Here is a 14518-nt window from a genome sequence, read left to right on the forward strand (position 1 = left end):
GTTTATCATGTTAAAATACTCTCATTATCTACTATAATTCAATGTTATTTCGAAGGCGTTTTACATAATTACGACTGACTGGAATCGGTTGCTCATCATACCTATCTAAATACAAATTATACGTGCCATTATAATAAGGTTTCAGTTCTTTTACATATGACATATTAATTAAATAGCTTTTATGTACACGTAAAAAATCATATGCATTTAGCTTATTTTCTAATTCCTGAAGTGTATATGTTGAAATATACTGATTATTCGTTGTGTAAATTGAAACAGTTTTATTTTCTTTATTTTTACTTACATATACGATATCTTCTGGAAGAATATATCGTATGCCCTCTTGACTTTCTATCGGTAGTTTTCGCAAATAACTCTTTGCTTTCTCACCTTGTTCTTTACCTATTTTATATAAAAGAAATTGTAAATCTTCTTCACGAAATGGTCGCAATAAATAATAAAATGCTTGGAAACGAAAAGCTGTAATAGATTCTTCTATGTTTTCACCTACAAAAATAAATTTTGTATAGCAATTTATTTCTCGTAATAAACTTGCATATTCAAAACCAGTACCATCTAGTAATTTGGAACTTAAAAAAACAAAGTCTGGTATATGTTTTTTCATCATAAATAAAGATTCTGTTCCTGTCTTTGCTTCAAAACATTCTACATTTCTCATATTTTCAGTGAAATTTTCAGCTAACTCTCTTCTCTCTTCTGCCTCTTCCATAATCAGTAAAATTTTCATTTCTTCAACCACCTAATTCTTTGTCCATATGTCCTGTTGTATACATTCGCTTTTATAAGAAATAATCCCTTTTTCTTACTATACCATTATTTATCTAAAAAAACAGAAAAAAGGAAACCACTTCGGTTTCCTCTCCCCCTTTATCCCGTACTAACTGCCTATAAAGAGCCGAGTAATGTAGGATGATAAACGATCCAGGATACGTTTAAATTTTCACTTTATACTAATTCTCGTTGCTTCGTTTCCTGTCCAAGTATTATTACAGCGAATACACCAATTAAAATTGATCCACAGAAAATCGTAAATATTAATGATAGTGAAGCTTCTGAGGCAACTAAATATCCCACTAATAGTGGCCCAAGAATACCACCAATACGACCAAATGCTGCTGCCATTCCTGCACCTGTACCACGAATAACCGTTGGATACTGCTCAGGTGTATAGGCGTATAATGCTCCCCAAGCACCTAAGTTAAAGAAGGATAGTAACATACCTGCCACGATTAATACTGTTAATGAATCCGCAACCCCAAACAAATAAGCACTGCAAGCTGTCCCGATTAAATACGTAACCAAAACAAATTTACGACCGAGACGTTCAATAAACCAAGCAGCTGTGAAATATCCTGGAAGTTGAGCTAATGTCATAATAAGTACGTATTGGAAACTTTTTATTAAACTAAATCCTTTTAGCACCATTACACTCGGTAACCAAAGGAACATTCCATAATAGGAAAAAACAACACAAAACCATAGAATCCATAGCATAATTGTTGCTTTACGATATTCCCCAGACCAAACTGATTTTATATTTTCAATAACAGATGGCCTTTTTTCAACTTTTTGGAACCTTGGGGAATCCGGTAAATTCCATCTTAAATATAAAGCATATAATGCTGGAACTGCACTCAATACCATCGCAACTTCCCAACCATATTTAGGAATAACAAAATACGAGATAAGAGCTGCAATTAGCCATCCACCTGCCCAAAAACTTTCTAATAAAACAACAATTTTCCCACGCTCATGCGCTTCAACACTCTCTGATACTAGTGTAGAGGCAACCGGAAGCTCTCCGCCAAGCCCCATACCAATTAAAAAGCGTAAAACGAAAAACATCGCAAGTGTTGTTGTTAATGCAGTTAAACCACTACCGATAGAAAATAATAATAATGTAATAATAAAGACTGATTTTCGCCCTATTTTATCTGATAGTATCCCAAAAATAAGCGCTCCTACTGCCATACCGATTGAGTTAATACTGCCTATCCAGCCCATTTCTTGCGTACTTAATCCCCAATCCTTTTGCAAGGCTACCATTACAAATGAAAGCATTCCAACATCCATTGCATCAAATAGCCATCCAAGCCCAGCTATACCAAGTAGTTTGCGCTTCGAAATTTCTTTTACCTTGCCCACTAGAAGTCCTCCTCACACAGGTGTCTTTACACATAATTTTACACGTGTGAATTGTATAAGTAAAATACTTTTGTGTAAAAAATTCTCCTTCATCATTCCCAAAAAGTAAAACGTCTATCCCGATTGGTGAGAGCTAATAATCAGTGGGGATGCCTCACTGATTAAAGTTTCAATTTATTAAAAATGAACAAATAAAAAAAGCAGCGATATTTCGCTACTTTTTCGAACGCATTACTTCTTTTAAAAATTCCGCTAATACTAACTGACGACGCCAGCGTGTTGGATTACTGCATAATCTATAAAACCACTCTAAATGAATCGCTTGAATCCATTTTGGTGCACGTTTTACCTCTCCAGCCCATACGTCTAAACTTCCACCCACTCCAACAGCCATTTTCGTTTCTAAACGATGCTTATTGTTTTGGATAAAGTTCTCTTGTCTCGGGAAACCAAGTGCAACAAGTAATAAATCTGGTTTTGCTTCTTGAATGCGAGAAATAATATTCTCTTCGTCTTCTTGTTTAAAATAACCATCTTGTATACCGGCGATGGATACAGCTGAATATGTCTTTGTTAAATGATCTGCTGCAGCTTGTACAACATGCGGCTTTGCACCTAATAAGAAAACAGATACCGGCTTACTATCTTCTGATAACTTCGCAAGTAAATTACACATTAAATCAAAACCTGCTACACGTTCTTTTAAAGGTGTACCAAGCATCCCGCTTGCCTTTACAACCCCAATACCATCAGGTGTAATTAAATCTGTATTCAATAATGTTTGATAGAACTTTTCATCCTTTTTTGCGCACATAACAATTTCAGGGTTTGCTGTTACTACCTGAAACGTATGAGTTCGCTCCGCTTCTAGTTGTTCTTTTAAATATTGGACCGTTTCATCCATTGTCATTGTAGAAAAAGGAACGCCTAGAATATCAACTGTTTGTACTGCCATAGTTAACTATCCTCTCTATCATTACAAGTTTTTCGCTATTAATTGCTTATATGTTTCCTTTGTATCTTCATATAGTTTTTGAAGTGAGAAGTTCATAGTAGCATGCTCATAAATATGTTTACCCATTGCTGCTAACTCTCCAGTTTTCCACTTATCATACGCTTCTTCTAAAGCTAATGCTAATGCCTTTCCATCACCTGTTGGCACAATCCATCCGTAAGTTTCATCTACGATTAATGGTTCAATTTCTCCAGCCCTAGTCACAATTGATGGTACGCGTTGATTTGCCGCTTCTAATAAAACTAGTGGGAACCCTTCACTATGGGAAGTTAATAAATTTACATGTGACGACGCAAATAATTGTTTTACATCTTGACGATGTCCTAAAAACTCTACTTTATCGTTAATCCCTTTTTCAGTAGCTAATGACTTTAGATTTTCTTCTAATGGGCCATCGCCAACTAATAATACTTTAATTTTCTCTAATTTTGTTTGTTGTAACGCATCGAATAAAACTTCATGCCCTTTGACAGGATGTAATCGTGCTACTTGGATTGCCGTAAATACATCTTCATCAATATTGAACATTTCTTTTTTATTATAGCCTTCTGCTTTTTCCTTATCGTATTCAATTCCATTATAAATAACATGCATCTTTTCATTTGAAATACCTAATGCTGCCAGGCTTTTTTTCAATCTATTTGTTACAACGAAAAATAAGTCTATATTTTTTAAGGCTTTCAAATTTAATTTCGTAAAAATCCAACCTTTTAAGCCCTGTTTAGTAAAGTCTTGAAATGGATCACTATGAATAGTCGTTACCCATTTTGCCTTTATTCTCTTTTTCATTAAAGAAACATAGAAATTAGCCCTAGGGCCATGTGTATGAACTACATCAAATTTTTCTTTATTAATAAATTCACTTATATTCTTTAAAATGGATAAATCATAGCGCGATTTTTGTGAAAACACATGGACTTTTATCCCTAACTCCCTTGCTTCCTTCGCAACAATTCCATCTTCAAATACTGCTAATTCTACTTCACCAGTTGGAAACTGATCGAGAAGTGAAATAATATGTGTTTTCCCTCCCCCATCTTCTGCTCCTGCATTCATATGCAATATTCTCATATTTTTTCCTCCTTTAAATCCTCGCTACGTTTCCATCTATTTTTATTTTACTGTACTAAAAAATAAAAGCTAACAAAAGTTAGCTTTTATTTTTATCATTCAATTTCTAGGTCTACTATTAGATAAGCTAACACCACTACAAAGTAAATCCCAACTCCTGGTGCTGTTAAAATATGTCCTGCAATATAAGCAATACCTAACGCTAACAATAAGCTTGCTGAAATCATTCCATATTTTATATTGAATATGTCCTTAAATCTCGTAGCAAATGCTAGTAAAATTCTTAGCCCGTAATAAATAAATGGAATCATTAGTAATACAAAGCCAATAATCCCGAAATCATAAAACCAATCATGGAAGTCCATTTCAATTAGTTTTGGATCTGGCTGCTTTTGTTCATTGTATTTAAAGTTACCTGCATAACCCATTCCTAATAACTTTTGTGACATTGGCGCTTCTTTAAAGAACTGCTTATGTCTTTCTTCATATACTTGACGTCCACTGAAAATAAGATTTTCTTGATTTTCTTTCTTTTGCTCTTTCTCAAGCTCTTTCTTAACTTCCTCTTCTATCTTCGCCTTTTCTTCTGGCTTTTCAACTTTATGATGATTTTCTTCTTTTGCTTTAAGTTCTTGCTCTTTTTTCAGCTTCTCTTTAATTTCTTTTTCTTTTTGACCTTGCTGTGCCACATTTTGCTCTGATAAATAATTATTGTGAATACCCATATTTTGTGCTAATGGTGTTTGTTTAAACGTCCCAACTACACCAGCTAATAGGACCATAGCAATTACTGCATTAAGCGCAAGGGATTTTTTGTTCGGATTTTTTCTATCAAATAATAATTGTAGTACAATGATTCCGATTGCTGCCCCTAACGTAGCACCAATTGAGCCCATTCCAACTTTTGTACCGACTTGAATTAGCGAATAAATCATTAAAAGTGATGGAATCCAATATAAAATGTGTTTCCAGCTCTTTGTTTTTTGAATAGAATATAGTACCACAATAGGGAAAATAATAGCTAAGATTGAACCTAGTTCATTCCCTGCATAGAACCAACCTCGAGAACCAACCTTCATCCATTCATAACTACCAAAGTCAGTAGATGTTGAAATAGAAATAACCATAATTGCGTTAATGATTAATGTAGAATATACAATACTATTTCGAACCTTATCACTAATATTAACTGTCTTTTTCAATGATTTTAAAGCTAAAATGTATGATCCCAGCATGATATATATATATAATGCTTTCGCAACAAATTTAACCTCTTCACCAAGTACAATAGGATTTTTAACTAGTTTGTTATTAATAAACCCTATCCCTAAAACTCCGGCTAATAATATAAGATAAATTAAAAACTTTCTATTTTCCTTCTCTTTTGCCTGAATTAAAATGTAAATACCACCAACAGCCATAATAAGGAATCTTACTAAAATTCCAACGGTAGCATTTGACTTTAATAAAGTGATGCTAAGAGACGTTAATAAATCTAAAACAGGCTGTAAAATAATAAAAAAGAGCAAAAAATGCTCAAATCTAACCCTAGCTTGATTTGCTAACATTCCAAGACCTCCATACAAAATCTTAACATTATCTTTTAATCATAATTTTTTATCATTCAAACACACCTAGCAATTATAACATAACTCATATTCAAATCGAGAACTATTTTTCCAGCTAAAACTAGCCAGGACAAGTATTAATAAGTAATAGAAATCATCGTCCTTTAGCTATACTCCCCTATTTTTACAAAATCTATCTAACAACCATCCCCTTATTTTTGTCAGTATATACATATTTTTTTATCATTTTATACAAATATAAACATCCCACCTCTAATTGTAACATTTTACCAAATGAACAACATCAAAAAATGTAAAATTAATCTTTTCATATCTTTTTCAGATTACTTTATGGTTATTTTCCAAACATTTTCAAACGCTTTCTTTATGAATTTTATCCGTTTTTCTACATGTAGCGAAAAGTAATTGTTATTTCCAATACTTTAGTGTATATTTTTTCTCTGGAACATCTTTAAGAGGAAGGGATTAAGGCCATGTTATTAATCGATATATTTACGTTTCTTGGCATTATCGCCGCTGCCATTTCTGGTACATTAGTTGGTTTAAAAAAAGATTTAGATTTATTTGGTGTCCTTTGTTTAGCTGTAGCCACTGCGCTCGGCGGCGGTATTATTCGTGATATCATGATTGGTAACCTGCCCCCTGTCGCATTTGTAAAACCCATTTACTTTTTCGTAAGTGTATTATCAGCATTATTTACTTGTATGTTTTTTGAGCGTATCAATAAACTTCAAGTCGTTATTATGCTTTCTGATGCTGTTGGCTTAGGCGTTTTTACAGCTATTGGTGCAAATGCGGCAATGTCACATCATGTTGACGCCTCATTTCTAGTTGTTTCAATGGGAGTCATTACAGGTATTGGAGGCGGTATTTTGCGTGACATTTGTGCTCAAGATATCCCTTACGTATTCCGAAAAGAGATTTACGCAATCGCTTCTATCTTAGGAGCAATTAGCTTCCTAATCACACACGCTATGGGGGCGCACGTATTAGCTTTCTATGTTTGTTTATTAGTAACATTCGTTATTCGTGTCGTCACTGTAATATATAATGTGCATTTCCCTGTTTTCTTTAAAACACATGCTAAAATTAATAAAGGCCATTAAGAGAATTCTAGATAGAATTCTCTTAATTTATATACTATTCAACGAACTAATATAGAGTAATTATATATAAGCATATATAATTACTCTATATTAGTTTTAAAATTGAAAACGTTTTATATACAGGGGGAAGAATGATGCTTGGGGTTTTCAAAAAAAATATTAATAAAACAAATGCCAGTATAATCGAATTAAGTAAGAACCAACAAATAACTTTTAATGTACCTACTAATTCTGAATTAAAAATTCAAATGGATATGCTACATATTTCAAAAGAAGATTTACAAGTTGTAAAAGTACTACAGCCTTTTATTTATGCAGAAATTGATTGGATTACTGAAAAATTCTATACCAACATTACAAAACAACCTAATTTAATTACTATTATTGAGCGTTACAGCTCTATTCCAAAACTAAAACAAACTTTAAAAACACATATTAAAGAATTATTCAGCGGCAATATGCATGAAGATTTTATTGAACAGCGTGTTAGGATTGCCAAAAGGCATGTACAAATTGGTTTACATCGAAAATGGTATACTGCTGCTTATCAAGAATTATTCCGCTCTATCATGAAGATTTTGCAAACAAAAATAACGACAATCGATGATTTTTCATATTCTATAAATGTTATAAATAAATTATTCACTCTTGAACAAGAACTTGTTCTTGCAGCTTATGAATCTGAATATGAAAGAATGCAAAAAGAGCATGAGAAAGAAAAAGAATTAACTGCTATGACAATTACGCATATCGCAACAGAACTAGCTGCTGTATCTGAAAAAACAAGCTCTTCTATTCAAAAACTAACCGCCAAATCTGAAACTATTGTAGAGATTGCTAAAACAGGTACATCATTAGCTACAACATCTGAAGAAAAAGCGAATAAAGGGAAAGAACAATTAAACCAGCAAAACAAACGAATGGGATCTATTCAAATGAATATGGAAACGATTATTACAGATACTCATGAACTTCTCAATATTTCTAACAAAATTAATGAAATCATAGATATTGTTAAATCGATTGCGGAGCAAACAAATTTACTCGCACTAAATGCTGCTATTGAGTCGGCACGTGCTGGAGAATTTGGGAAAGGGTTTTCTGTTGTTGCTGGTGAAATCCGAAAATTATCAGAGCAAACGAAAGAATCTATATTTAACGTTACAAAGCTCGTCGAAAAAACAAATGAACAAATTACTCGTGTCTCGTCTTCTGTGAAACAAATTAGCTCTCTCGTATCGGAAGGAACAGATAGTATGTCGGCAACAGATCGATACTTCCAAGAAATCGTAAAAGATATGTCTAACTCAAAAGAACAGAATAAGAAAATTGAACACGAACTACAAGCTATTTCACAAGTAATGAAAGGAATTCAAGATGATTCCTCACAAATGGCTCTAACAGCCGATAATTTGCAACTAGAACTAAATCGATAAGATGAAATTTAGTAGTCAAGCATACTTTTCATCTGTACTAACTACTAAATTTCATCTTCCATCAAAAAAAGAATCCAGAATGGATTCTTTTTATTTTCTGAAAAATATTTTTTGACAATACACATAACTCATATAAACACCAAAGCTCTGCAAAATAAACAATGCTGGCATAATTACATTGTAATATGCCATATCTACTTGGAAGAGCTTTAACAATACGTATCCACTAATTAAAAATAAGAACAACATATATCCCTCATTTTGTTGTTTCTTAATAAGGAAGTGTAATAGAGCTATAGTCATAAACAATGTTACGGCTATATATATCAGTTTTTCATATTTGAAAAGAATAGAATTTATCCCCTCATCTGAAAACTGATTTATCATCGGTTCTAAAAGTTTAAATCTTTCTCCCTCAATCTCTTTTAACTTTTGATCAATATGCTCTGTTACACTTTGATTTTTCGATATTTTTTCTTCATGTTGCGTTTTTCCAATTAAAACAGATTGAACATACGTCTCATTCGCAATCGTATATTGTGACATTCCCATTGTCTTAATTCCATAATTCACACCAAAATGGGCACTATAAAATAGAATAAGTATCCCCATCATCTTTAGTAACACCTTTTGTTTCGTTGCTGATTGAAATACTTCGATTAATAATACATATAACGTGATAAAAATAGGAAGAAATAATCCCATTGGGAAAATCATATTACTAAATGCAAATAAAATCGCTGAAAACACCCACATATAAGGATGATCTAATCCTTTATATAAAAGTATGTAACAAGCAAAATAAAATAAAAATATTGCAAGTGACTCAGGAGTTAATACGGAACTCATGAATATATTTGGAATATACAGAGCATAAAAGATAGAAGCAATACGACCGCATTCTTCTCCAAAAACCATTGCTGCAATACGATAAATAAAAAATGCGGTTCCTGCGCAAAATAACACATTAAATAGTTGTAAAGCGAATAATGTATCACCAAATATACGAATAATTACTGACTCATATATAATAAAAGGCAAATGAGTTACAGTCTCTATATTATTACCAATTGCAATCTGCTTTGCAGACTCATACATCACTTTCATATCACCAATTATTGGAGCATCTACAAATAACAGCATACTAAGTCTCACAACTATAGATATACTTATAAGAAAAATAAGAAATTGTTTATCTGTAAAACGATATTGTAGAATTGATGCCACTAACAAAATGAGTATGATAAAAATTGCTAATATGATTGTTACACTTGTTGTACTTCCTCCAAAAAATTGCTTACTTGTCTCAAATGCTGCCCAACAACTATAAACAAAAAATGCGAGCATCGCACCGATTGTAATTTTATTAAAGAAAGATGAAAAATTTGTTTGTATATGATTCATATGTCCATTGCACCTCTATTTCCATTCATAACAAAACGATTCTATCATGAATGAGTACACGGCTGATAGAGAATTTCTATGACAAATACATAGTCATTACTTTTTACTTGCAATGTAAGCGAATCCTCTTTTACACTACATTTTAGATAAAATAAATTTTCTTTCAGTTACATGAATACAAATACAGAAGTTTAAATAATCTTCTTTTGGAATACACTTTACTTCATTAAATATCTAATATGAGTAATCTGCTTACACATATTATTCTGATTGAAAACAGACTATAGGGGCTGAATATATGGACAAGAAATTCATGCGAGAATCTAAAGCAATTAAGACAACACGTGTTTTTCCTAACGATTTAAATAATCACCAAACACTTTTTGGAGGGAAATTATTAGCAGAAATTGATAGTATTGCTTCGATTGCGGCTGCAAGACATAGTCGTAAACATTGCGTAACAGCATCTATTGATTCAGTTGATTTTTTAACTCCAATTCACCAGGCTGATTCTGTTTGTTATGAAGCATTTGTATGTTATACAGGGAAATCTTCAATGGAAGTTTTCGTAAAAGTAATCGCAGAAAATTTATTAGCAGGCGAGCGTAGAATTGCTGCTACTTGCTTCATTACATTTGTAGCAATAAAAGATGGAAAACCTTCGTCGGTACCACAAGTACTACCTGAAACTGAGGAAGAACATTGGTTATACACAACCGGTTCAGAACGTGCGGAAAATAGAAAAAAAGGACGTTTAAAAAGCAAAGAAATGGCTGAGGTTTTAACTTTAAATAAACCTTGGAATATTTAATACAATACCCTCACTTCATACATGCACAGGTTTATTTCATCCTTGCATGTATTTTTTATTGTAAAAAATTCCACCTCTTATCTTTTATTTACTGTTTGTCTCCTAAAATAATCCACCAGTTTTTCCTTTATTTTGCTATACTATTAATGGTATATTAGATAAGGTTCGTTTAAAAATAACTATAATATAATTAAGTATATAAGGGATGGTGCGATAATGTCTATTGAGGTACCAATTTCAATACCAAAAACGTTAATTATTATTCCTGCGTATAACGAGGAAGAAGCAATTGCAGATATATTAACAAGATTATTAAAACTAAAACAACATTTTACAGAATTAAGCATTTGCGTTATTAATGATGGATCACATGATAAAACAGCTCAAATCGTAAATGATTTTCCTGTTCACCTTGTGAACTTACCATATAACCTAGGTATTGGCTCAGCTGTACAAACTGGTTATAAATACGCTTATGAGAATGGATATGATATTGCGATTCAGTTCGATGCTGATGGGCAACATAATCCTGATGATTTGTACAAAATTATAAAACCTATTGCTGAAGACCAATGCGATATGGTGCTAGGTTCACGTTTTACAGAGAAAACAGCCTATAAAGGTAGTATTTCCAGAAGAATTGGTATTTTTTATTTTACTGCTCTACTGAAAGTACTAACAAAACAAACCTTTATGGATCCAACTTCTGGGTATCGTGCTATCAATAGAGAAGTAATTAAGATTTTTGCACATAATTATCCAAAAGATTATCCAGAACCAGAAGTCCTTATTCATTTAAAAAAGAAAAAATTACGCATTAATGAAATATCCGTAAATATGCAAGAGCGTCAAGGGGGACAATCTTCTATCACACCTCTTAAATCTGCATATTACATGATTAAAGTAAGCCTTGCTATATTGATGCAAAAAATTGTGAAAGGTTGATAATAAATGCCTATAATTACCTTTTCATTTATCTTCATTCTATTATTATTTTTATTAATTATTAATTCCATTCGTCGTGGAGCTTTAGAAACTAAATATGCTATTTTATGGATTTTTGTTTGTGTTGCAATGGCTATTTTAAGTTCTACTGAAAAAATTATAAATTGGATTGGCCAATTATTACACGTAGAATATCCTCCATCTGTTTTATTCTTATTTGGACTATTATTCTGTTTCATATTAATTTTTGACTTAACAAGAAAAATTTCTAAATTACATCATCAACTTGTAACGTTAACGCAAGATTATGCGTTATTAAAGCAAAAATTAAAAGTAACACAAACACAAACTGAAACTGATAACAAATAGATTTCCATTCAAATATGAATATATACAAAAAATTAAGATGTTTTTTATTGCAAACTATTTTTTTCTAATTAATAATTTACTAATTTTCATAACAGTTGCCACGGTCCCAACTCCAATTATAATAAATAAGAATGGTATTAACGGTAATGCATATCGTTCATATGCAACATAAAAACATGTTAAAGCTGTTTGCAATAAAAGGATTGACCATAAAAATGTAGTCTCTCTCCACCTTTTTAAAAGGAAAATAAATGAAAGTACTGTACATATTAAAAACGTCGTCTTAATAAAATTATATATTTCATTCATATCCTTTGCAGAAACATTGAATACTTCAATATTATGTTCTATAGAATAATACGGTTTTTTCCAAAGAATTTCTGGCTTCAAAACTAAATAACTCTCTATCATAGATTCCTTATCAGTTTTCCACCATTCCTTCATTTTATCAATCGCTATTTTTTCTTCTAATTCCATAAATTCATGTGCTTCAAGATTAGGGTATTTTGCATGTAACTCTATTTCAAGTTCCCCCATATCCTTACCTTCTGGGTAACCTTTCCCTTGATACGTTCCAAGTAATAACGGATTCCCTGCCCCAGCAGTTAGTGGGATAAATTTATCAAATTGAATGTAATTGCGAGCCCACCATGGTCCAAGTACGATAAGTCCTATTCCTATGCTTATAATCGCTTGCTTCATCATAATACGGAATGGGTAGCGTTTCATTAAAAGATACCCAAATAGTAAGATTGGATATAAGGCAATTTGTACACGGAGGTACAGTGCTAAAAAGTAGAAAATTAATACAATCAGAAGATGTTTCGTTTTATGAGTATCAGCTAATTTTAAACTCCAATATACTAATCCTAATGAAAGGAATAGAAACGGCCCTTCTGTTAAAGTTAAATTTTCCATAACAATCTCTGGAGGATACACAGCTAATAAGAAAGCACCTATTAATCCTGCAGCAGAATTCAATAAATAAGTACCAATCTTATAAGTTAGCAAAATACTAAGTACCCCTAATAGGATAATAATTAATTTTGCTACAAAAAGACCTTCACTGCCATTTCCAAAAAAATAAAATACAACAGCTAATAAAGCTGGAAAACCCGGCATAATATGAATCGTTGGTTTATCTGGTTCATGATATGTTAACATCCCTGTTTCCAATAAAATATTTGCCGTTTTTTGATAACCTATATCATCGCTAGCTATAGATAGATCTGCACCATGTGTTTGTAAAGTTGCAAAACGAAGTGCAAAACCGACTATCATAATAATCCCTAAAAGGATTATATTAGATTTGCGAGTAAATCGCCCTAACATCTCATCTTCTCCCTTCAGATACATAATTTTCAAAATATATTTCTATATTTTTACAACACAATACGTTCTATAATAAATACTTTTTATACAAAGTACAACAATAGAAAGTTGATTTACAAAGTTTATATGCGTTAAACTTATACAGATGTTCTTGTAATCTTCTTCCTTCCAAAAGGCTTGTATATATGATGCAAGACATAAAAAACTTGAGGAGATAAAAATTCTATGATGGAACAAAAGCAACTTGTTTCTGTTGTCATACCCCTGTATAACACGGAAAAATATATTGAAGAAACGATGCAGTCAATACTAGATCAAACATATAAAAACATTGAAATTGTAATTGTAGATGATGGAAGTAAAGATCAATCACCTTCTATTGTGAAAAACCTTGCTGAAAAATACCCAGGGCAAGTAAAATACGTTCATCAAAAAAACCAAGGTGTTTCGGTAGCCCGTAATACAGGTATCGAAAATGCTAGCGGAGAATATATCGCTTTTCTTGATAGTGATGACTTATGGCATCCAACTAAAATTGAGAAGCAAGTCGAAAGTATGCATAAAAACGAAATGGACGCGTGCTATTGTGGTTATATGAATTTCTACGAAGAAACAGGCGAGAAGGTTGAACATACAACAAACTTTATTAAAGGTGATATGGCAAAAGCATTCCTAACACATCAAGTTGTTGCTCAAACAAGTACTTGGATTTTCAAACGATCCATCGTAATGAATCATAACATTCGTTTTACACCAGGATGTAGTTGGGGCGAAGATTTAGAGTTTTTATTTAAACTTATGAGTGTGACAAATGTATGTTATGTCGATGAATACTTAACTTATTATAGAATCTTATCAGAAGGAAATCTTTCTTCTAAGTATAAAGATTATGAATTAAAAACGACAAAAGAGCTAGAAGTATTCAATCGTATGAAAGATTGGGTACATAATAAATCTCAAGATTTCATTACAAAAGACCCTCAGTCACTGATTGAGATTCTTGAGACTTATTTATTCCCTTATACAGTCATCAATAACGCTTGTATATATATTAAAGAAAACTCTCGATTAGATAAATCACAAGTTCAATTAATCAAAAAAGATATAAGGAAATATTGCCGTAAAATCTATTCAAAGAATGGAAAGCGTAGTAAAAAACTATATGCAATGCTTTGGTTTGTACGAATTAAATTTCTGTTTTCTTAAACTGAAAATATAACGATACTCTCTCTTTCTGTGAACAAATCAAATTTACAAATAGGACAAGCTAACCA

The 14518-nt window shown here is 32.0% G+C and carries 13 protein-coding genes and 1 pseudogene; 7 read left to right on the forward strand and 7 right to left on the reverse strand.

The window, feature by feature from the left end:
- Positions 1-31 precede the first annotated feature (31 nt).
- The 5 genes from V6946_RS28975 to V6946_RS28995 all read right to left on the reverse strand — a co-directional run bounded on the left by V6946_RS28975 (position 32) and on the right by V6946_RS28995 (position 5820).
- Positions 32-748, reverse strand: coding sequence for a LytTR family DNA-binding domain-containing protein (locus tag V6946_RS28975; RefSeq protein ID WP_000698256.1), 717 nt, complete (start codon positions 746-748; stop codon positions 32-34).
- Positions 749-966: 218 nt separating this feature from the next.
- Positions 967-2166: an MFS transporter gene (locus V6946_RS28980; RefSeq protein WP_006921962.1), complete on the reverse strand. Its 1200-nt coding sequence runs from the start codon at positions 2164-2166 to the stop codon at positions 967-969.
- 214 nt (positions 2167-2380) lie between these two features.
- A complete protein-coding gene (locus V6946_RS28985) occupies positions 2381-3121 on the reverse strand; it encodes a WecB/TagA/CpsF family glycosyltransferase (protein ID WP_000290748.1) in 741 nt (246 codons plus the stop codon).
- Positions 3122-3142: 21 nt separating this feature from the next.
- The gene (locus V6946_RS28990) at positions 3143-4252 is read right to left on the reverse strand and encodes a glycosyltransferase family 4 protein (protein WP_001221227.1); all 1110 of its coding nucleotides are present in this window, start codon (positions 4250-4252) and stop codon (positions 3143-3145) included.
- Positions 4253-4347: 95 nt separating this feature from the next.
- A complete protein-coding gene (locus V6946_RS28995; RefSeq protein WP_000880755.1) occupies positions 4348-5820 on the reverse strand; it encodes an O-antigen ligase family protein in 1473 nt (490 codons plus the stop codon).
- Positions 5821-6314: 494 nt separating this feature from the next.
- On the opposite strand from V6946_RS28995, the gene V6946_RS29000 reads away from it, so the two are divergent.
- The 3 genes and pseudogenes from V6946_RS29000 (at position 6315) to V6946_RS29010 (ending at position 8383) form a co-directional block, all read left to right on the forward strand.
- Complete coding sequence (locus tag V6946_RS29000) at positions 6315-6947, forward strand: trimeric intracellular cation channel family protein (protein ID WP_000924371.1); 633 nt, start codon at positions 6315-6317, stop codon at positions 6945-6947.
- A 134-nt stretch (positions 6948-7081) separates the two neighbouring features.
- Positions 7082-7627 (forward strand): annotated as a pseudogene (locus V6946_RS29005) (protoglobin family protein); the annotation flags it as partial.
- Positions 7628-7681: 54 nt separating this feature from the next.
- The gene (locus tag V6946_RS29010; RefSeq protein ID WP_370658441.1) at positions 7682-8383 is read left to right on the forward strand and encodes a methyl-accepting chemotaxis protein; all 702 of its coding nucleotides are present in this window, start codon (positions 7682-7684) and stop codon (positions 8381-8383) included.
- Between the two features lie 90 nt (positions 8384-8473).
- Here V6946_RS29010 and V6946_RS29015 read toward each other — a convergent pair whose 3' ends face one another.
- Complete coding sequence (locus V6946_RS29015; RefSeq protein ID WP_197323665.1) at positions 8474-9787, reverse strand: glycosyltransferase family 39 protein; 1314 nt, start codon at positions 9785-9787, stop codon at positions 8474-8476.
- Positions 9788-10085: 298 nt separating this feature from the next.
- Between V6946_RS29015 and V6946_RS29020 the strand changes: the two genes are divergently transcribed.
- From V6946_RS29020 to V6946_RS29030, 3 genes are all read left to right on the forward strand, one after another.
- Entirely contained in the window at positions 10086-10598 is a 513-nt protein-coding gene (locus tag V6946_RS29020) for an acyl-CoA thioesterase (protein WP_006919807.1), read from the forward strand.
- 216 nt (positions 10599-10814) lie between these two features.
- Positions 10815-11543, forward strand: coding sequence for a glycosyltransferase family 2 protein (locus tag V6946_RS29025; RefSeq protein WP_366982187.1), 729 nt, complete (start codon positions 10815-10817; stop codon positions 11541-11543).
- Between the two features lie 6 nt (positions 11544-11549).
- Entirely contained in the window at positions 11550-11912 is a 363-nt protein-coding gene (locus V6946_RS29030; RefSeq protein WP_006919810.1) for a DUF2304 domain-containing protein, read from the forward strand.
- 54 nt (positions 11913-11966) lie between these two features.
- Here the strand turns inward: V6946_RS29030 and V6946_RS29035 are convergent, their stop codons facing one another.
- Positions 11967-13244 (reverse strand): glycosyltransferase family 39 protein, encoded by a 1278-nt coding sequence (locus tag V6946_RS29035; RefSeq protein ID WP_000901470.1) that lies wholly within the window; start codon positions 13242-13244, stop codon positions 11967-11969.
- A 225-nt stretch (positions 13245-13469) separates the two neighbouring features.
- Between V6946_RS29035 and V6946_RS29040 the strand changes: the two genes are divergently transcribed.
- Complete coding sequence (locus tag V6946_RS29040; protein ID WP_000970522.1) at positions 13470-14450, forward strand: glycosyltransferase; 981 nt, start codon at positions 13470-13472, stop codon at positions 14448-14450.
- Positions 14451-14518 lie beyond the last annotated feature (68 nt).

Source organism: Bacillus sp. PPSBB_2 (assembly GCF_045291115.1).
Lineage (GTDB): Bacteria > Bacillota > Bacilli > Bacillales > Bacillaceae_G > Bacillus_A > Bacillus_A cereus.

Bases quoted from the DNA above. Each gene is read 5' to 3' on its own strand.
- V6946_RS28975 (WP_000698256.1), bottom strand. From the start codon at position 748: ATGAAAATTTTACTGATTATGGAAGAGGCAGAAGAGAGAAGAGAGTTA.
- V6946_RS28985 (WP_000290748.1), bottom strand. From the start codon at position 3,121: ATGGCAGTACAAACAGTTGATATTCTAGGCGTTCCTTTTTCTACAATG.
- V6946_RS28990 (WP_001221227.1), bottom strand. From the start codon at position 4,252: ATGAGAATATTGCATATGAATGCAGGAGCAGAAGATGGGGGAGGGAAA.
- V6946_RS28995 (WP_000880755.1), bottom strand. From the start codon at position 5,820: ATGTTAGCAAATCAAGCTAGGGTTAGATTTGAGCATTTTTTGCTCTTT.
- V6946_RS29000 (WP_000924371.1), top strand. From the start codon at position 6,315: ATGTTATTAATCGATATATTTACGTTTCTTGGCATTATCGCCGCTGCC.
- V6946_RS29010 (WP_370658441.1), top strand. From the start codon at position 7,682: ATGACAATTACGCATATCGCAACAGAACTAGCTGCTGTATCTGAAAAA.
- V6946_RS29015 (WP_197323665.1), bottom strand. From the start codon at position 9,787: ATGAATCATATACAAACAAATTTTTCATCTTTCTTTAATAAAATTACA.
- V6946_RS29020 (WP_006919807.1), top strand. From the start codon at position 10,086: ATGGACAAGAAATTCATGCGAGAATCTAAAGCAATTAAGACAACACGT.
- V6946_RS29025 (WP_366982187.1), top strand. From the start codon at position 10,815: ATGTCTATTGAGGTACCAATTTCAATACCAAAAACGTTAATTATTATT.
- V6946_RS29030 (WP_006919810.1), top strand. From the start codon at position 11,550: ATGCCTATAATTACCTTTTCATTTATCTTCATTCTATTATTATTTTTA.
- V6946_RS29035 (WP_000901470.1), bottom strand. From the start codon at position 13,244: ATGTTAGGGCGATTTACTCGCAAATCTAATATAATCCTTTTAGGGATT.
- V6946_RS29040 (WP_000970522.1), top strand. From the start codon at position 13,470: ATGATGGAACAAAAGCAACTTGTTTCTGTTGTCATACCCCTGTATAAC.